The organism is Streptococcus mitis (genome assembly GCF_003942795.1).
GTDB classification, from domain to species: Bacteria; Bacillota; Bacilli; order Lactobacillales; family Streptococcaceae; genus Streptococcus; species Streptococcus mitis_BJ.
Genome location: NZ_RJNY01000010.1, coordinates 19,894 through 37,964, shown reverse-complemented (window position 1 = coordinate 37,964; position 18,071 = coordinate 19,894). Strand labels below are relative to the sequence as shown.

Annotated in this window: 17 protein-coding genes; 5 read left to right on the top strand and 12 right to left on the bottom strand. The window is 44.2% G+C overall.

The features are described 5' to 3' along the window. Positions 1-73: 73 nt before the first annotated feature. The gene (locus D8847_RS05755) at positions 74-4,798 is read right to left on the bottom strand and encodes an endo-beta-N-acetylglucosaminidase (protein ID WP_125840932.1); all 4,725 of its coding nucleotides are present in this window, start codon (positions 4,796-4,798) and stop codon (positions 74-76) included. Between the two features lie 333 nt (positions 4,799-5,131). Between D8847_RS05755 and D8847_RS05750 the strand changes: the two genes are divergently transcribed. Next, positions 5,132-6,763, top strand: a complete 1,632-nt coding sequence (locus tag D8847_RS05750) for a Na/Pi cotransporter family protein (protein WP_125840931.1) — start codon at positions 5,132-5,134, stop codon at positions 6,761-6,763. 96 nt (positions 6,764-6,859) lie between these two features. On the opposite strand, the gene D8847_RS05745 is transcribed toward D8847_RS05750, so the two are convergent. Together D8847_RS05745 and pepA are read right to left on the bottom strand one after the other, a co-directional pair. Further along, positions 6,860-7,156, bottom strand: a complete 297-nt coding sequence (locus tag D8847_RS05745) for an enterocin immunity protein (protein WP_033583388.1) — start codon at positions 7,154-7,156, stop codon at positions 6,860-6,862. An 18-nt stretch (positions 7,157-7,174) separates the two neighbouring features. Then, positions 7,175-8,239: a glutamyl aminopeptidase gene (pepA, locus tag D8847_RS05740; RefSeq protein ID WP_125840930.1), complete on the bottom strand. Its 1,065-nt coding sequence runs from the start codon at positions 8,237-8,239 to the stop codon at positions 7,175-7,177. 236 nt (positions 8,240-8,475) lie between these two features. Here pepA and D8847_RS05735 point away from each other — a divergent pair, with 236 nt between their 5' ends. From D8847_RS05735 to D8847_RS05720, 4 genes are all read left to right on the top strand, one after another. Beyond that, a complete protein-coding gene (locus tag D8847_RS05735; RefSeq protein ID WP_125840929.1) occupies positions 8,476-9,435 on the top strand; it encodes an ABC transporter permease in 960 nt (319 codons plus the stop codon). Beyond that, positions 9,425-10,381 (top strand): iron chelate uptake ABC transporter family permease subunit, encoded by a 957-nt coding sequence (locus D8847_RS05730; protein WP_125840928.1) that lies wholly within the window; start codon positions 9,425-9,427, stop codon positions 10,379-10,381. The genes D8847_RS05735 and D8847_RS05730 overlap by 11 nt, the downstream gene beginning before the upstream one ends. Continuing rightward, on the top strand, positions 10,378-11,130 hold the full coding sequence (locus tag D8847_RS05725) for an ABC transporter ATP-binding protein (RefSeq protein ID WP_125840927.1): 753 nt from the start codon (positions 10,378-10,380) through the stop codon (positions 11,128-11,130). The genes D8847_RS05730 and D8847_RS05725 overlap by 4 nt, the downstream gene beginning before the upstream one ends. 97 nt (positions 11,131-11,227) lie before the next feature. Continuing rightward, a complete protein-coding gene (locus tag D8847_RS05720) occupies positions 11,228-12,193 on the top strand; it encodes a siderophore ABC transporter substrate-binding protein (protein ID WP_125840926.1) in 966 nt (321 codons plus the stop codon). A 31-nt stretch (positions 12,194-12,224) separates the two neighbouring features. On the opposite strand, the gene yidD is transcribed toward D8847_RS05720, so the two are convergent. From yidD to racE, 9 genes are read right to left on the bottom strand one after another with little or no spacing between them, the layout of a single operon-like run. Next, positions 12,225-12,467: a membrane protein insertion efficiency factor YidD gene (gene yidD / locus D8847_RS05715; RefSeq protein ID WP_125840925.1), complete on the bottom strand. Its 243-nt coding sequence runs from the start codon at positions 12,465-12,467 to the stop codon at positions 12,225-12,227. After that, positions 12,467-13,189, bottom strand: coding sequence for a pseudouridine synthase (locus D8847_RS05710; protein WP_001222228.1), 723 nt, complete (start codon positions 13,187-13,189; stop codon positions 12,467-12,469). Before D8847_RS05710 ends, yidD begins: the two co-directional genes overlap by 1 nt. Then, positions 13,176-13,745, bottom strand: coding sequence for an SMC-Scp complex subunit ScpB (gene scpB, locus D8847_RS05705; protein ID WP_000105285.1), 570 nt, complete (start codon positions 13,743-13,745; stop codon positions 13,176-13,178). The genes D8847_RS05710 and scpB overlap by 14 nt, the downstream gene beginning before the upstream one ends. An 18-nt stretch (positions 13,746-13,763) precedes the next feature. After that, positions 13,764-14,492, bottom strand: coding sequence for a segregation/condensation protein A (locus tag D8847_RS05700; protein ID WP_125840924.1), 729 nt, complete (start codon positions 14,490-14,492; stop codon positions 13,764-13,766). After that, positions 14,492-15,226, bottom strand: coding sequence for a site-specific tyrosine recombinase XerD (xerD, locus tag D8847_RS05695; RefSeq protein ID WP_312023093.1), 735 nt, complete (start codon positions 15,224-15,226; stop codon positions 14,492-14,494). The genes D8847_RS05700 and xerD overlap by 1 nt, the downstream gene beginning before the upstream one ends. Next, the gene (gene cbpB, locus D8847_RS05690; RefSeq protein ID WP_125840922.1) at positions 15,223-15,684 is read right to left on the bottom strand and encodes a cyclic-di-AMP-binding protein CbpB; all 462 of its coding nucleotides are present in this window, start codon (positions 15,682-15,684) and stop codon (positions 15,223-15,225) included. The genes xerD and cbpB overlap by 4 nt, the downstream gene beginning before the upstream one ends. After that, the gene (locus tag D8847_RS05685; RefSeq protein ID WP_001118939.1) at positions 15,681-16,202 is read right to left on the bottom strand and encodes a metallophosphoesterase; all 522 of its coding nucleotides are present in this window, start codon (positions 16,200-16,202) and stop codon (positions 15,681-15,683) included. Before D8847_RS05685 ends, cbpB begins: the two co-directional genes overlap by 4 nt. Beyond that, positions 16,178-17,149, bottom strand: coding sequence for a nucleoside-triphosphate diphosphatase (locus D8847_RS05680; protein ID WP_125840921.1), 972 nt, complete (start codon positions 17,147-17,149; stop codon positions 16,178-16,180). Before D8847_RS05680 ends, D8847_RS05685 begins: the two co-directional genes overlap by 25 nt. After that, positions 17,146-17,940: a glutamate racemase gene (gene racE, locus D8847_RS05675; protein ID WP_125840920.1), complete on the bottom strand. Its 795-nt coding sequence runs from the start codon at positions 17,938-17,940 to the stop codon at positions 17,146-17,148. The genes D8847_RS05680 and racE overlap by 4 nt, the downstream gene beginning before the upstream one ends. Between the last annotated feature and the right edge of the window lie 131 nt (positions 17,941-18,071).

Genomic DNA, 18,071 nt, shown 5'->3' with positions numbered 1-18,071 from the left:
ACAAGGCCTGACTAATCTACAGTCAAACCTTGTTTTTTATTTTCATGAGAAAATCCAAGATTCGTAAATCCGATTAGTCTTCTTTCTTCTTTCTAGCAAGCAAGCCATAACCGCTCATTACTCCGAGGAGTCCCAGCGCTACTAGACTAGCATCTCTTGTCGCTCCCGTATTTGGAAGCTCTCTGCTTGTTTCTTCAACTTTTGCTGGTGCTGCTGAAAGCGCTTGATCCCTTGTTTGTGAGACTTGATCTTCTTTCGTTCCTACTTCAACAATTTCTGGAAGAGCTTCCTTGAGAACCTCAGTTGAACGAAGGGTGCGTTTGCCCTGAGCATCGACTTCTACAAAGCGACGAACTTGACCTTCAACACCTGCTTGAACTAGCTGGCCTTGTCCTTTGAGAAGCTCGGCGTTTGGTCGTTCCTGATGTTCGAAGGAAACTGTCCCCTCTTCAACTTCTAGTTTCGGAATTTCTAAAACTAGGTCTTTTACTCCTTCAGCTGGCTGGTTGCTTGATAGAACTTTTGTTCCTACTTCGGTGATTTCTGGGATTGCTTCCTTGGCAACCTCTGTCGAATGAAGAGTGCGTTTGCCTTGGCTATCTACTTCTACAAAACGACGAACTTGACCTTCAACTCCTGCTTGTACAACACGGCGTTGACCTTTGAGAAGTTCGGCGTTTGGTCGCTCCTGACGTTCAAAGGCTGTTGTTTCAGTTTCAACAACTAGTTCAGGGAGAGCTTCAACCGTTGGAGCCACTTCATTTGGATCCATACTTCCAACATGATGGCTTTCTTCTGCAGGAACTAGTTTCTTATTCAACTTTTCTTTCATTTCCGCAAAAGCTTGTGGAGTTGGCATCTCTGAAGCCAACAAAGCTTCTGCTTGGGCAATCAACTCAGCTTGAGAATCTTTTTCACGAAGGGATTCGAGCAAGCCTTCCAATTCTTCTCTAGCAGTTTGGTAACGTTGATTTCCATCCAAGTCTGTCCCTGCTTGTTTCAACTCATTCAAAGCCCGGTTGACTTCTTCTTGGCTAGCATTGTGGTTTTCTGCTACAGCTTTCGCTGCATTGAGCTTCTCTACTAGTGCTGCTTGTTTGTCCTCGCTTGAGAAGGTGTAGGCAAGGGTTGACTGACGGCCTTGGGCAGCAGTGATTTCTTGTTTGAGGTACTCATCGTTGACAGCCGCTTTTGGAGAAACCAAGACATCAAACTCGGCTGTATGTCCCTTGTAATGCAAGGTCAAGGTCTGACGACCAGTCTTTTGAGCATCGTAGCCCGTAATTTCAACACCTTGGTCCGTGAAAGCATGACTTTCTTCTGTCTCATCATCATAGAGAACGCCGAAGCGACCTTCTGCAAGATCCAGTTGCTCTCCTACTAGATAGTCTGTTTTCGGTTTCTGAGTAATGTACAAACCTGCTACTTCTTTCGGCTTCCCTTCATCTTGACCTGTCACTTGTACTTTTAAGTCACTAGTAACTGGAAGTCCAAGGTAGCTAACTGTGAGCTTCTGTTCCCCTTTTTGATGAGCGTCGTATCCAGATACCGTCACACCTGAGTGAGTAAGGTTAATCAACTCGTCGGCTTGTCCCCCTTCGTATTGAACACGTAGTGTTCCGCCTCTGAGGTCCAGTTTTTCTCCCTCTTTATAAACTGTCTTCTTAGGCCCTTTTTCAAGGCTAACTGCAGCAATTTTCCTCTCATCCTGTGGAATCGCTACTGCCAAGGTGTTACTGATTTCTTTGCCAGGTAGTTGGGTACGATAGTAGAGGAGAGTTGGTTGCTTGTCAAAGCCCAATGGCGCTGTTGCCAAGTCGCCAACAGTTTCAGTCTTCAAGGTTGCAATTGGTGTTTGTGAATCTGCCTTGTCGTAAACGGTGATGGTTGCGCCTGCTGGAACATCAGAGAAGCCTAGTTGAACTTGGTGGTTTCCAAGTGAACGAGCAGCTACCTTAGCCATTGGAATATTTTGACTTTCTGTGTCCAAGGTTTCGTACATCTTCCAGTTGTAGATACGAATGGCTTTCCAAGGTGTTCCGTTATCAGATGTAATGACATGCAAACGCCAGTCTTGGGCAGTGATTGGTTTATCAAGAGTGATATCCGTCACGTGCGCTTTATTTCCACGGACTTCCTTGGCTAGTTTCCACTCGCCATCTGTATCCTTGTAATAAAGATCAAAGTCCTTGGTATTCATCAGACCATCGTTAACAGACTCACCACCAGCTCCCGCATGATCCATTACCCATCTGACAACACGACGTGGTTGAGTCAAACGAATATCGACACTACCGCTCAATTGTCCTGAAGACCACTTGTCTGATAGACTTGTAATCGTACCGTTCAACATGCCTTCGATACCTTCACCGCCTTCAGTATTCGGGAAAGTACTACCAATAACCGTTGCCCCTGGAACAATATTTTCAGCCAAAGGTCTTGGGAGAGTTGTATCCTGAACAGTCATGCCCCAGTTGAATGACGCAGTCGCAGCTTCTGAACGGAGGCCATTTTTACCAACTGCAACGACTTTCAATTCTTGAGTCCTACCAGTCGCATTAGCAGAACGGCTAACTTTTGGCAAGTAGATGGTTGAAGCAGATGAACCTGTCAACAAACGCCAGTTATCCCCGTCTTTTTCGTAGACTTCATAGAAATCCGCATCTTGGTTACCCGAAAATTGAACCACCGCTTCAGCTTCTTGGGCATTCTTGAGAGATTGTTTCACCACTGAGAGTCCGGTCGGGGCTTGTGGTGCTTGGTAATTGTCTGAAATTGTTAATTGACCTAGGTTGAACTGATAATCTTTTACAGCTCCTTCATGCTCGAAGAAGAGTTTGACTGCATAGATGGTTTTACCTGCTAGTGAGCTAAGGTCAAATTCTTCATTCTTCCAGTCATCAGAGAGAGTCAGTTCTTTCCATGCAGCTGCATCCTCAAATTTGTAGTCTGGAGTCGTAGAGAAGGCCATATAAACTTTAGAGCCTTTTCCTCCCTTGTGGGCAACACGAAGTTTGGTTTTCTCAGTTACTTCTAATTTGGTAGAATACAAATTCACATCCTGGTCCGTCTTACCAGCAACATCACCTGAGAATTTAAGAGAATTACCGCCATTGTAGGCATCTGTAAAGTCGTATTCTGCACGAAGTTTTTCCCCCGTTGAAGTCTGCCACCAGCGCCAAGTTGGCAAGACACCTGAAACCGAACGGTAGTTCCATTCAGAATCCTTAGAAACTTTGCCATCTACAAACCACTTTCTACCATGACCTGTATTAAAGGAGGTCGTGAAGGTGCGTCCTACTGCTGGTGTACGATCAGCAACTAAATTGGCAATTCCATACCATTCTTTATCCGCTGGTTTTTGAGCCGTTGGATCTCCTTGGTAACCTGTGAAGAAGATGTCTTCGTTTTTGTGGTAATCTTCCCCTGTTTTTCCTAGACTGGTAATCGTATCTGGTGCAAAGAGTCCAAGTGACAAACGCAACTTGCCTTTTTCATCTAAGAGGGCATCCCATTTGACTTTGGTCTTATAAGAACCACCTTGTTGCAATTCTAAGCCTGCAAAGACATCATATTGGCTACGTTCTAGCCATTTAGCCATCTCTACGGAGTGGTCATTCTTTTCCTTATTCCAGTTGAAGTTAGCAAAGAATTGATCCGCAGGAACCTTGTCTCCTTCTTTTTGCATGAACTGGTAGTTGTAATCACCAAGACCATCCTCGTGGTAACGGCCATATTTGTAGGTCATGGCATCGTACCAAGCATACTTGATTGGATGGTTGACCTTAGCTGCGTATTCTTTTGTATAAAGCATGAATTGGCGCATTTTTTCACCAAGAGGTGCTACCAATTCCCCCGTTGTTTCTTGGTTGATGAAATAGCCATCAAAGCCATAGTACTTAGCGAGATCAACAAGTTTCCGTGCGATAGGGAAGGTGCCATCTGCATCTTGTTTCAAGGCAGCGGCAAATTTCTCTTGGTCGGCAATGCTATTTGACCAGTTGAAAAAGAGGGTTCCATAAACGGGAACTCCGTTGCGGTGCCCGGCATCAATGACATCTGTAGTTGGAACTAGACCTTCCCAGAAGACCATTGAATCCAAGTATTGCCAGTAGTCAAAAGCATAGGCCTTGAATTCCTCACCACCGACAGAAGCGTGGTCTTTAGCTTTCGAGTTGGTATTTGCTAGAGCTTGAACCTTGGCTCTTCTGCTTGCTTTTTCATTAACCAACTGGCCTCTATGGCGCTTGGCGAGTTCAACTGAGGAACGGTTGATGGAATCATCCTCACGCGCACCCGGTTCCCATTTTAACAAATCTTCCCAAGTATCAAATTTTATTTCTTTTGGTCGGAGACTCTTTTCTTCATTTTTAGGAACGTCTGCTAGAGTCGGTTTGTCGGCTTTCTTCTCAGCTACTTGAGGAACCTCCTCTGGTTTAACTTCTTCTTTATCAGTTTGTTGAGCAGTTTTTTCAGCTTTATCTGTCAGAGCGGGTTTTGCCTCTTCTTTTTCATTGACCAAATCAGCTATTGCTGGAGTGTTTTCTGAAATTGGTTGCTCAGCTACTTTGTTCTCTGTTTCCTCTAATTGTTTTTCAAGGGCTGCAGTATCTGGATTAGCTGTTTCACTAGCGCTTGTAGCTTGGGCGCTCGTATTTGCAGCTGTTTCAGGGGCTGCGACTTGTTCGGCAAGAGCTGGGCTCGCAAATAGAGCTGAGCCAATCATCAAGGAACAGGCCCCGATTGACAGCTTACGAATACTGTAACGGCAACGTTTTTCAAAAAATAGATTTTTCATCTTATCCTCCTAATAAAATATAAAGTAAGCGCTTCACTTTTTTGATAAAAAGTAACTGTTCTCAGTGCACACCACCAGAACAGGATCATCTTCATTTTATCCTATATGAAAGCGATGTCAATCTATTTAACATAAAAACTATAACTAGGATAATAATCAGTAAAATTTGGACACAATCCTATAAATCATCTATCTCAAAGGGAATCTATCTCTCATTTTAAAATAAAGTTCTTCTTTCTTATGAAAATTTCAGCTAAACACTTGTGAGATTTACTTTTATCCTTTAAAATAGAATAGGAGAAATTCCGTTATTATTTTTCGGAGGAAAAAGAAATGTCCATTAATTGGCAGGAAATTTTATTTCACTTTTTAGGAGGTCTAGGACTGTTTTTATACAGTATTAAGACCATGGGAGACGGTTTACAACAAGCTGCTGGAGATCGCCTTCGTTTTTATATTGACAAGTACACTAGCAACCCCTTTTTAGGTGTTCTAGTCGGGATTGTCGTGACTGCCCTGATTCAGTCAAGTACAGGGGTTACAGTTATCACGGTTGGGCTGGTCAGCGCTAGTCTTCTCACTCTTAGACAGGCTATCGGAATTATCATGGGAGCCAACATCGGAACCACCGTTACTTCCTTTATCATCGGTTTCAAACTGGGCGAGTATGCTTTACCCTTGATTTTCCTTGGAACCATGTTCCTCTTCTTTACAAAAAACAGAACAGCAAACAATATCGGGCGCATCCTGTTTGGTGTGGGGGGAATCTTCTACGCTCTCAACCTCATCAGTGCCGGTATGAGTCCGCTTAAAGATTTACCACAATTCAAGGAATATATGGTAACTTTAGGACAAAATCCTGTGTTGGGAGTTTTTGCTGGTGCGGTGATTACTGTCCTCATCCAGGCTTCCTCGGCTACAATCGGGATTCTACAAGGCCTCTATGCAGGTGGTTTCCTTGACCTTAAAGGTTCGCTACCAGTTCTCTTTGGAGATAATATCGGGACAACCTTAACTGTTATCCTAGCAGCTGCTGGAGCAAACATATCTGCAAAACGGGTTGCTGCAACCCACGTTACCTTTAACGTTCTAGGGACTATTCTTTGCTTAATTTTATTAGGCCCCTTCACTTCGATGATTGAGTACTTCCAGGCACTCCTTCACCTCTCACCTGAGATGACAATCGCCTTCTCTCACGGAGCCTTTAACGTAAGTAACACCATTGTACAATTTCCATTCATCGGAGCCTTGGCCTACTTTGTAACCAAGCTCATCCCTGGTGAAGACGAGGTTGTCAAGTACGAGCCTCTTTATCTCGACGAACAGCTTATCCAGCAATCTCCTTCTATCGCTCTAGGAAATGCCAAAAAAGAACTCTTGCACTTGGGGAACTATGCAGCCAAAGCTTTTGACCTTTCTTATAGCTATATCATCGGTTTGGATGAAAAGGTAGCTGAAAAAGGGCACAAGACGGAGGAAGCCATCAACACCATCGATGAAAAACTCACTCGTTACCTCATCAGACTCTCAAGCGAATCCTTGAGTCAAAAGGAAAGCGAAGTCTTGACCAACATTCTGGATTCATCTCGTGATTTGGAACGGATTGGGGACCATGCAGAAGGCTTGCTCAACCTAACAGACTACCTCCAACGTAAGAATGTTCAATTCTCTGGTGCTGCTTTGGAGGAATTGGCGGATATCTATCAAAAAACTACTGACTTTATCAAGGATGCCCTTGATAGTGTGGAAAACAATGATATTGAAAAAGCTCAAAGTCTGATTGAACGCCATAAAGAAATCAACAATATGGAACGCATTCTCAGAAAGACCCATATCAAACGCCTCAACAAGGGCGAGTGTTCAACACAAGCTGGGGTCAACTTTATCGACATTATTTCCCATTACACTCGTGTATCTGACCACGCCATGAACCTTGCTGAAAAGGTCATCGCTGAACAAATCTAATAACCTAAAAGCTATCCTGAATGGGATGGCTTTTTTCGTCTCCTCATCAAGAATTTCTTTTCTAGCATATAAAAAATGCTTTGATCCACAATGGAATCAAAGCATTTTAAAGAGTTCACCAAACATGATAGCAGAAACTGCAGTGCCCCTATACTTGGCTTCTTCTCTTTTGATAAAGCGCGCCAAGTTGATCAACTCAGGTGCTGGGTGTTTGGGATTGATGAGCAATTCACGGGTGACCAGTCCTGAGAGTCGGACTGCTAGTAATTGCTCATTTGTAGTTGGTAGTTTTTTAGCAGTCTCTAGGAGAGCAGCAACTAAATCTTCACTCAAACCCTGACGAGCATGGTTATAGAGATCTTTTATAAGGCTTTCTAGGTTTGGTTCTGCCATCCCGACACTCCCTTATGCTTAATAATTTTTAATCAAATCAACCGTTGAACGATCCAATTTTTTCACCAAGGCTTGCAAGAAGGCTTGAGCTTCTAGGAAGTCATCCATAGCGTAGAGGGTTTGGTGAGAGTGGATATAACGAGCGCAGACACCGATAGTTGTTGATGGGACACCACCATTTTTCAGATGAGCTGCTCCAGCGTCTGTTCCGCCTTTACCACAGTAGTATTGGTACTTGATGCCAGCTTCTTCAGCCGTTGTCAAAAGGAAATCCTTCATACCTGGGAGGAGCAAGTGACCTGGATCGTAGAAGCGAATCAAGGTTCCGTCCCCAATCTTGCCTTGGCCACCATAAACATCACCAGCAGGTGAACAGTCAACGGCTAGGAAAACTTCTGGGTCAAACTTAGTTGTAGAGGTATGAGCGCCACGGAGACCAACCTCTTCTTGGACATTGGCACCAAGATAGAGTTCATTTCCGAGCTTTTGGCCTGACAAAGCTTCTGCAAGCTCGCTTACCATGAGGACACCATAGCGGTTATCCCAAGCTTTTGAGATGATATTTTTTTCATTGGCTGTCAAGATAGCAGAACTATCTGGGACAATGGTGTCACCAGGACGGATGCCAAAACTTTCTGCCTCAGCCTTATCCGCAAACCCACCATCAAAAACGATATCGGCAATGGCTGGCATGGTTGGTCCACCCTTTCCACGTGTCAAATGTGGAGGGACAGAACCTGAGATCACTGGAATTTCACGACCGTCACGAGTAAAGAGTTTAAAGCGTTGGCTGCTGACCACCATAGGATTCCAGCCACCGATTTCAACAACACGGAAGGTTCCATCTGGCTTGATTTCGCTGACCATAAAACCAACTTCGTCCATGTGAGAAGCGACTAAGACACGTGGTGCATCCGTAGCTTCTGAATGTTTAATCCCGAAAATACCACCCAAGCCATCTGTCACTACTTCATCCACATGCGGTGTCAACTTTTCACGAAGATAAGCCCGGACAGGTGCTTCATGACCTGAGATCGCAGCAAGCTCTGTTACTTCTTTGATTTTTGAAAATAATGTTGTCATATCAGTTCCTTCTTTCTGTCCTCCATTTTACCACTTTTTATAGGAGAAGGATAGTGGGAAGGTAGATTGGTTTTTACCCAGTTTTCCAATAAAAGAGAGGGTCAGATGTTATTTCAGGAATTTTTCTTTCTTTTTACATTAAATTGTCAGAAAATTTATTGACAGATTAAAAAAATCGTGTTACATTTATATCCGCAGGTATCTTTCGGTACCAAATCTACACGAAAGGACTGGGTATGAAACTTTCTCATTATTTAACTGGCTTACTTCTACTCCTAGTCTTTCTCTCCATTACCATTGGAACCAGTGATTTTTCTTGGGAAAAATTCTTTGCTTTTGATCAACAGACTTGGCTTCTCTTTCAAGAGTCGCGTCTTCCAAGAACCATCAGCATTCTCCTTGCAGCCTCTAGTATGAGCATGGCAGGGCTCCTCATGCAGACCATTACCCAAAATCAGTTTGCTGCTCCGAGTACAGTCGGAACGACTGAAGCCGCCAAACTGGGAATGGTGTTGAGCCTCTTTGTCTTTCCGTCTGCGAGTCTGACCCAAAAGATGCTCTTTGCTTTTGTTTCATCGATTGTATTCACTCTCTTCTTCCTAGCCTTTATGACCATTTTTACTGTAAAGGAAAGGTGGATGTTGCCCTTAATTGGGATCATCTATAGTGGGATTATCGGTTCTATCACAGAAGTTATCGCCTATCGTTTCAATCTGGTTCAGAGTATGACGGCTTGGACCCAAGGCTCCTTCTCCATGATTCAGACCCATCAGTATGAGTGGCTCTTCTTAGGCCTCATCATCTTGATAGCCGTTTGGAAATTATCCCAAACCTTCACCATCATGAATCTGGGCAAGGAAACCAGTGAGAGTTTGGGGATTTCCTACTCCCTACTTGAAAAGCTGGCCCTCTTTCTAGTGGCGCTAACGACAAGTGTCACCATGATTACCGTGGGTGCCTTGCCTTTTCTCGGGGTTATCGTCCCCAATCTTGTCCGCAAGCGCTATGGAGATAATCTGAGCCAAACCAAACTCATGGTCGCTCTGGTCGGTGCCAATCTGGTTCTGGCCTGCGATATCCTCTCTCGAGTCTTGATTCGGCCCTATGAGCTGTCTGTCAGTCTCCTACTAGGAATCATCGGTAGCCTCGTCTTTATCCTACTTCTATGGAGAGGAGGACGAAAAAATGCAGTCTAAAAGCAAACACACCAAGCTCTTCTACCTTCTCATTATTCTGGCCATCGGAGCTTGTCTCCTCTACTTTTGGCCCATTAGCCACCTATCTGCCTTTGCCTGGAAGCTACGTTCCCAAAAAATCATCGTTTATCTCTTGGTAGCCATCGCGACAGGAATTTCGACTATTAGTTTTCAAACTCTGACGGAAAATCGCTTTCTAACGCCAAGTATTTTAGGAATCGAATCCTTCTATGTCTTGCTACAGACCCTGCTACTGATATTTGAAAGCAAATTTCTACAGCTTGGGAAGTCGCCTGTCTTAGAATTTCTAATCTTGCTTCTGCTTCAATCCCTCTTCTTTCTCGCCTTACAGGGTTACTTGAAGACACTGATGAAACAAGATCTGGTCTTCATTCTGCTAATCTGTCTAGCACTCGGAAGTCTCTTTCGAAATATCAGTACCTTCCTCCAAGTCCTGATGGATCCAAATGAATACGATAAACTGCAGAACAGTCTCTTTGCCTCCTTTCAGCATCTCAACACTTCCATCCTAGCCATCGGTTCTCTAATCATCCTCGCTTTGACAATCTTTTTCTTTCGAAAAGCAGTCATTCTGGATGTCTTACACCTGCAAAGAGAAACAGCTCAGATACTGGGACTCGATGTTGAAAAAGAACAGAGAGAACTCCTCTGGGGCATCGTACTTTTGACCTCAACGGCAACTGCCTTGGTAGGACCTATGGCCTTCTTCGGCTTTATGCTGGCCAATCTCACTTACCTGATTGTCAAAGATTATCGACACAAATTGCTCTTTATCGTAGTCATTCTGATTGGATTTATCAGTTTAACCTTGGGGCAAGCCCTCATTGAACGAGTCTTTGCACTGGAAATTCGCATCAGCATGATTATCGAGAGTGTGGGTGGCTTCTTATTCTTTATCTTACTTTATAGGAGGGCATGTCGGTGAAACTGGAAAATATTGACAAATCCATTCAAAAACAGGATATTTTGCAAGACATTTCGCTTGAAGTCAGTCCTCATAAACTGACAGCCTTCATTGGTCCAAATGGTGCTGGAAAATCAACTCTCCTCTCCATCATGAGCAGACTGACCAAGAAAGATCAGGGAATCCTCAGTATCAAAGGGCGTGAAATTGAGAGTTGGAATTCGCAAGAACTAGCCAAAGAGCTGACTATCCTAAAGCAGAAGATCAATTACCAAGCCAAATTGACCGTTGAAGAGCTGGTCAGCTTTGGACGTTTTCCCTACAGCCGTGGTCGACTGAGGGCGGAAGACTGGGAAAAAATCCGAGAAACTCTGGACTATCTGGAACTGACCAACTTAAAAGACCGCTATATCGATAGTCTGTCTGGTGGACAGCTCCAACGTGTTTTTATCGCGATGGTACTGGCCCAGGATACTGACTTTATCTTGCTAGACGAACCGCTTAACAATCTCGATATCAAGCAAAGCGTCAGCATGATGCAGATTCTTCGGCGACTGGTGGAGGAACTAGGGAAGACCATTATCATCGTCCTCCACGATATCAACATGGCCAGCCAGTATGCGGATGAAATTGTTGCCTTCAAGGACGGTCAAGTCTTTTGCAAGGGAACGACTGCTCAAATCATGCAGGCTGACCTGCTCAGTCAACTCTATGAGATTCCCATCACGTTGGCTGATATCAATGGCAAAAAGATCTGTATCTATAGCTAGCTATTATGAACTCATGTTAGAGAACCCTCTGTCTCTTAGCTAACAAGTCTATCTAAGAGACCCCTACATCGTTATCACATTTTAAAAAGGAGAAATTATGAAAACATCCCTTAAACTTTATCTCACTGCCCTAGCGGCTAGCTTCTTGCTCCTACTTGGTGCATGTAGTACAACTAAAACTACGAAGCAAGCAGAGACAAGTAGTTCTGCTCAAACAGAAGTAACCATTAAAAGTTCACTAGATGAGGTCAAACTTTCAAAGGTTCCTGAAAAGATTGTGACCTTTGATCTCGGTGCTGCGGATACTATTCGCGCTTTAGGATTTGAAAAGAATATCGTCGGAATGCCTACAAAAACTGTTCCGACCTACCTAAAAGATCTTGCAGGAAATGTCAACAATGTGGGTTCCATGGTTGAGCCAGACCTAGAAGCCATTGCTGCTCTTGAACCGGATTTGATTATCGCTTCTCCACGTACCCAAAAATTCGTAGACAAGTTCAAAGAAATCGCTCCAACAGTCCTCTTCCAAGCAAGCAAGGACGACTACTGGACTTCAACCAAGGCTAACATCGAATCTCTAGCAAGCGCCTTTGGCGAAACTGGTACACAGAAAGCTAAAGAAGAATTAGCTAACCTAGATAAGAGCATCCAAGAAGTCGCTTCTAAAAATGAAAGTTCTGACAAAAAAGCCCTTGCAATCCTCCTAAATGAAGGAAAAATGGCTGCCTTTGGTGCCCAATCTCGTTTCTCTTTCTTGTACCAAACCTTGAAATTCAAACCAACTGATACTCAATTTGAAGACTCTCGTCATGGCCAGGAAGTCAGCTTTGAAAGTGTCAAAGAAATCAATCCTGACATCCTCTTTGCCATCAACCGTACCCTTGCCATCGGTGGAGATAACTCTAGCAACGATGGCGTCCTAGAAAATGCCCTCATTGCTGAAACTCCTGCCGCTAAAAATGGTAAAATCATCCAACTAACACCAGACCTCTGGTATCTAAGTGGTGGCGGTCTTGAATCAACTAAACTTATGATTGAAGACGCACAAAAAGCTTTGAAATAAGCAAGAAAACCCAACATCAAATGATGTTGGGTTATTTTTCTTCTTGATTCCGTTTGAGGGAAAAGTGGTCTGGGACGGGGTCCTTACCTGTTTTCGACCAAGGATGGCATCGGAAAATTCGAGCCAAGCCCATCAGAACACCCTTGAAGCCATGTTTTTCAATAGCCTGAATCATGTAGTTGGAACAAGTCGGCTCAAAGCGACAAGAGGGTGGAAAGGCTGGTGAGATAAAACGTTGGTAAAAGCGTACTGGCGCTATTAAGATGCGTTTCATTATTTCTTGGTTACAGCCATAGTGTGTAGTTGGCTGATTTCTTTTTTATTAAGGCGACGGGATTCTCCTGGACGAAGACCTGTCAAGTCTAAGTGTCCAAAACGTGTCCGAGACAGTTTATCAACTTGAAGACCGACGGCTTCAAACATCTTTTTAACCTGATGGTTACGCCCTTCATGGATAGTCAACTGTACCACAGAGCGGTTTTTGACTGGATCCACTTTGAGAATTTCATAAACAGCTGGCTTAGTTTTCTTGCCATCAATCTCAAGACCGCGGGTCAAGGGGCGGAGATTGTCCTTATTAGCCACACCTTTAACACGCGCGACATAGACCTTGTCAATCTCATTACGGGGGTGAATCATCTCGTCTGTAAAGTCCCCATCATTGGTTAAAATCAAGACACCTGATGTATCCCAGTCCAAACGTCCAACTGGGTAAATACGTTCTTTGACATTAGGCAAGAGATCTACAACAGTCTTGCGGCCCTTGTCGTCTGTCACACTGGAAATCACTCCGCGTGGTTTGTTAAGCAAATAGTAGACCTTTTCTTCGTTGTAGATGGGCTGGCCTTCCACTTCGACCTTGTCACCAGACTTGATGGTCGTCGCTAGTTCACGCACCACTTGGCCGTTGACGGTTACCAAGCCTTGCTTGATCAACTCTTCTGCTTTTCTCCTACTGGCCACACCTGCGTGGGCAATATACTTATTGATTCTCATCTTCTTCTATCCTTTCACCAAATAATTGGCTTTCTTGGGCTTGAATCTCAAGCTCATCAATCACTGGCAGTTCTTCCAAATGGTTAATCCCCATGTAATCTAGGAAATAATCCGTAGTCACATAGAGGTTGGGGCGGCCCAACACTTCTTTCTTTCCATCTTCTCTTATCAATTCAAAAGCTTGTAGCTTAGCTAGAGCTCCACTAGAATTAACCCCACGAATAGCATCAATCTCAATTCGGGTAATCGGCTGCTTGTAGGCAATGATGGACAAGGTTTCAAGAGCAGCCCGAGACAAACTTTGGTTGATGGGTGCCTTGGAGTATTCCTTCAAAATCGCTGCAAATTGAGGCTTGGTGACCAATCTGTATGCGCCACCTGTCTCAATCAGAGACAAGCTCGAATCTTGGTCTTTTTCATACTTCTGGGCTAATTTTTCTAAACTCTGTTGGATGCCTGTCGGTGGAAGTGAGAGGAGTTCAGCCAACTGGCGAACTCGAATCCCATCTTCACCTGCTACAAATAAGAGCGCTTCTATTTCTGCTAAAGTACTCATCTTTCCTCTCTATCAAGTCTAGCTTTGTGCCTCTTGATTTTCTTCCTTCTTTTCCATAAGATAGATATCTCCGAAACTCTCCTCTTGCACGAGGATTAATTCCTGAGTTTTGATTAACTCTAGGGTTGCCAAAAAGAGGGTAATAACCTCTTGAACATTCTGGGCTTCCTTAAACAAATCCTGCAAACGCAACTGGTCTCGTCCAGTCAAGGACTCTTTTACGATGGCCATCATGTCCTCAATCTTATACTCATCGCGCAGGATGGTCGTGTGGTTCTGAGCGAACTCCTCTTTTTTCTTGGCTAGGATATTTGAAAAAGCCAAAAAGAGGTCAATGGTCGTCTTGTCATGTACAAGTTCTGCATCCTCGTAAATCAACTCTGTTGGCGCTTTGGAGTAGTACTGAGCCCGATCTTGGTGCTTAGCCTCCAAGTGCTCACCCAAGAGCTTGAACTTGCGGTATTCTTCGATTTGGGAGAGAAGGTCCTGCTCCAGGTCATCCTCCAAGTCTGTCACTTCTGCTACTTTTGGCAAGAGCTTGCGGCTCTTGATCAGCATCAGCTGACTGGCCATAACCATATACTCGCCCGTTACTTCCAGACGCATGGCCTGCAGAGTTGAGACATAGGCTAGATACTGTTCGATAACTTCTGTAATGGGCACATCGTAGATATCCATCTGGTACTTAGAAACCAGGTGCAAGAGTAAGTCCAGCGGCCCTTCAAAATCTTTTAATTTAATATCCATTATCTATATTTTTCTAAGGTCAGGACTGTTTTTAATCCTAATTTTTTTGCAATTTCGTACAAATCGACCTTGTTTTCTATTTGTCTTAGAATGAACTGTTCCCGCAAAGCTTGAGCGGATAAGGTTGGGAAACCTTTCTCATTGACAAAGGACTCTAGCTGACGAAATGCCCACTGACGAGAATAGGCTTTCCCTCCCCTTTCAAAGAGATAGGTCTGCCCCATCAAGAGTTCCAATTCTGGAATCAAGGGCGTAGGAATGGCTACAATCCTCTGTTGGGAAGTCTTGTTGATTCTCAACACCTGAAAATCCAGATTGATATCCGAAACCTTAAGAGCTAAAATTTCACTAGGCAGGAGTCCTATTTCCAAGATAAGAAGCGCCAGCAAGCGTCCTTCTGGATAATTACTTTCCTGCCAAAAAGAATCTAGGTCTAGAATCTCTGGCTTTTCAGTCTTCTTTTCAGCTTGTTTAGCTAATTCCAGACGGTAAAAGCTGTCTACTTCTCCTTTTCGATAGAGAAAGTAGAGAAATTGGTTACAGGCCGAAAGTTTTCGCTTCTGGGCACTGATTTTTAGATTGGCTAGCTGGGCTTGGTAAATCTTGAGACTGGTCTCAGAAATCCGCTCCCCCACAATGTCTAAAAATTGCTCCAAATCATACTTATAGGACTGCTTTGAATTGGCAGACAAACCCTGTTTTTCCTCTAAAAAGGCTGAAATCCTATCTCTCATTTGCATCGAATCTCATATTCCTTACTAAAGTCATGCAAGAGGGCATTGACGGCCTTGAGGATAGATTTGCGCGTGATAATTCCTTGAAAAATCCCTTCGTCATCTACCACTGGCAAGAAGGGTTCATCTACCAGTTTATGGAGGACCTCTGTGATGTTATAGTCTGGAGCGACAACTGCCACATCCGTCTTGGTCATATTGACGATGTCTGTCTTTGCCATCTGCTCATCCGACAAACCTTGCTCCATTTGATAAGCCAAAATATCTCTCAGACCAATGGTTCCGACAAAGCGTTTGTCAAAGGTCACAACAGGGATACGGGTATAGGTAATTTGACTCAACACTAAAATCGCATGGTCAGCGTTATGGGTATCGATCAAGGCTGCTAGATTCTCAGCAGGGGTAAGGAAAGTCTCTTCCTGCTCCAATAAAAATGCTTCAAATTCCTTGGCAATCATCGAGCAAACTCCTTGGATAAGCCTGGATAAACCTCATGGTCACGTGTCAAAAAGTCTACTTTAAAATAGCTGTCATCAATCTCCACTCGAGCATAGAGACATTCTCTGATAGTCCCTCGTGGTTGGCTGATGGAGCCTGGATTTAAAAAGAGTGTTTTGCCTTCCATCCAAGCATTTGGCACATGCAAGTGACCATAGAGACAGATATCGGCATCTTCTTCCTGAGCCCAGTAGTCCAACTTTTGAAAGTTGAAATTGATATCAAACAAGTGTCCATGGGTCTGGATGATTTTGGTCGGACCAAGTTGAGTCACCAAACGTTCTGGGTAGCCAGCATAAAAGTCCATGTTGCCTTTGACGACATGGATGCCCTCCCAAAGCGGAGAGTCTGGACGGAGTTCAGAGTCACCATCGTGAAAAATGGCATCAACTTTACCTAGATAGCGGTCACGAATTTCTTCCACAATCAAGCTATCGCCATGAGAGTCACTCATTACAATGATGGTTTGCTTTGCCATGATGGAAATACCTCCAAAAGTTTCTTAACGGCTAAGGCACGGTGGGATTGGCTATTTTTTTCTTCAAGGGTTAATTCAGCTGCTGACTTGCCTGTCTCTCTCACAAGGAAAAGGGGATCATATCCAAAGCCATTTTCGCCCTTGGGTTCAAAGTTAATATAACCTGGCCAGTCAGCTTCAACAACCAAGCTTTCCTTATTTGGACTGGCTACAACTAAGGTTGTATGGAATTGGGCTGAACGGTCCTTTAGCTCAAAAACCATGGCCAATTCGTGCAAGAGTTTGGCGTTGTTTTCACGGTCAGTTGCTCCTACACCAGCGAATCGCGCTGACCAGACTCCTGGCAAGCCGCCAAGGACATCGACTTTGAGACCAGAATCATCTGCCAAAACCATCTTTCCTGTTAATTGGGAAATGGTTTCTGCCTTAAGGCGGGCATTTTCTTCAAAGGTCATTCCTGTTTCAGCTACTTCAGGCAGGTCTGGATAGTCATTGAGATTTTCCACATCATAGCCTAGTTTGTCAAAGATAGCTCGAAATTCCTTGGTCTTGCCCTCGTTACGAGTCGCAATGAGCAGAGTTTCTCTAACCTTGCTAGTTTCAAAGAAGGCTTCTACATCGACTCCTTCTTTAGGCAATTCGACATGCAAAAGCTTCCCATTTTCAACCAAGAGCAGAGCTCCCTGACGTTGGATGACTTCTAGATTGCGACCTGCTTCGGCATTTAAAATCTCAACGATAAAGGAGAGCAGGCGAAAGTTAGAAGACCAGCGCATCACCGTTATCGTAATCGGAAAGCCATTTTCCTCGTCACGAAAAATTCGCGCTAAATCCATAAAATCAAGCTCGAGAGGATCTTTGATAAGGCTATAGATGCCTCCATAGGCATCCCAGACACCGACATACCAGTCCTGGTTATCCTTGTATTCATAAATTTTGTTTGTCATAAAGTTACATGCTCCACATGAATCTCTTTTTCCAGCCATTCTGCTCCAATCTGGGCAAAACTTTGGCTATTGGCTGTTGTGTAAAAACGATGTTGAAGAGGTCCCGCATCTCGGCTACGATTGATTTCAAAATAGTTCAGCAAAACCGAGATATCCCGTACACACTCTGCCCCACTATCGATGAGCTGAACCTTTGGTCCCATTACATTTTGGATGATGGGGCGAAGGAGTGGGTAATGGGTACAACCCAAAATCAGGCTATCCACCTTTCCAACCAAGGGGCGCAGGGTTTCATAGACCACTTTCTTGGTTACACTGGTTGACAGGGCACCAGACTCCACCAAGGGGGCAAACTTGGGACAGGCCAAACTCTCCACCTGTAATTCCGGATCCAGATCATGGATTTTCTGACGGTAGATGTCTGATTGGACCGTCATGGGTGTTCCAATGACTCCGATTTTCCCACCTTGACTGGACTTGATGGCTGCCGAAGCTCCTGGCAAAATCACGCCCAAGACAGGAATATCTAGCTGGGCCTTGATTTCTTCCCAGACGACCGCAGTCGCAGTGTTGCAAGCAATGACAATCATCTTGACATCCTTGGTCAAGAGAAAGTTGACCAACTGCCAAGTATATTCACGAATTTGCTCAGCAGGACGGGGACCATAGGGCGCCCGCGCCGAATCTCCAATATAGACGATTTCTTCATGGGGAAGCTGGCGCATGAGCTCACGAACAACGGTCAAGCCCCCGACACCCGAATCCAAAAAACCAATTGGTCGATTATCCATACAGTCTTCTTTCTAGTCTTTTTTCTGATTGATAGTTCATCATAATTACTCGTCCTAAATGAAGGGATAGACAGCTTGATAGAATGGCAACTGCCTCTCTTTTAATCATAATCAAATATCAATAGAATGCA

Coding starts and splice junctions, on each gene's coding strand:
- D8847_RS05680 (WP_125840921.1), bottom strand. CDS start 17,149: ATGACAAACAAAATTTATGAATACAAGGATAACCAGGACTGGTATGTC.
- D8847_RS05735 (WP_125840929.1), top strand. CDS start 8,476: ATGAAACTTTCTCATTATTTAACTGGCTTACTTCTACTCCTAGTCTTT.
- xerD (WP_312023093.1), bottom strand. CDS start 15,226: ATGAGAGATAGGATTTCAGCCTTTTTAGAGGAAAAACAGGGTTTGTCT.
- D8847_RS05700 (WP_125840924.1), bottom strand. CDS start 14,492: ATGGATATTAAATTAAAAGATTTTGAAGGGCCGCTGGACTTACTCTTG.
- D8847_RS05720 (WP_125840926.1), top strand. CDS start 11,228: ATGAAAACATCCCTTAAACTTTATCTCACTGCCCTAGCGGCTAGCTTC.
- racE (WP_125840920.1), bottom strand. CDS start 17,940: ATGGATAATCGACCAATTGGTTTTTTGGATTCGGGTGTCGGGGGCTTG.
- D8847_RS05710 (WP_001222228.1), bottom strand. CDS start 13,189: ATGAGAATCAATAAGTATATTGCCCACGCAGGTGTGGCCAGTAGGAGA.
- D8847_RS05685 (WP_001118939.1), bottom strand. CDS start 16,202: ATGGCAAAGCAAACCATCATTGTAATGAGTGACTCTCATGGCGATAGC.
- scpB (WP_000105285.1), bottom strand. CDS start 13,745: ATGAGTACTTTAGCAGAAATAGAAGCGCTCTTATTTGTAGCAGGTGAA.
- D8847_RS05730 (WP_125840928.1), top strand. CDS start 9,425: ATGCAGTCTAAAAGCAAACACACCAAGCTCTTCTACCTTCTCATTATT.
- D8847_RS05755 (WP_125840932.1), bottom strand. CDS start 4,798: ATGAAAAATCTATTTTTTGAAAAACGTTGCCGTTACAGTATTCGTAAG.
- D8847_RS05750 (WP_125840931.1), top strand. CDS start 5,132: ATGTCCATTAATTGGCAGGAAATTTTATTTCACTTTTTAGGAGGTCTA.
- pepA (WP_125840930.1), bottom strand. CDS start 8,239: ATGACAACATTATTTTCAAAAATCAAAGAAGTAACAGAGCTTGCTGCG.
- cbpB (WP_125840922.1), bottom strand. CDS start 15,684: ATGATTGCCAAGGAATTTGAAGCATTTTTATTGGAGCAGGAAGAGACT.
- D8847_RS05745 (WP_033583388.1), bottom strand. CDS start 7,156: ATGGCAGAACCAAACCTAGAAAGCCTTATAAAAGATCTCTATAACCAT.
- yidD (WP_125840925.1), bottom strand. CDS start 12,467: ATGAAACGCATCTTAATAGCGCCAGTACGCTTTTACCAACGTTTTATC.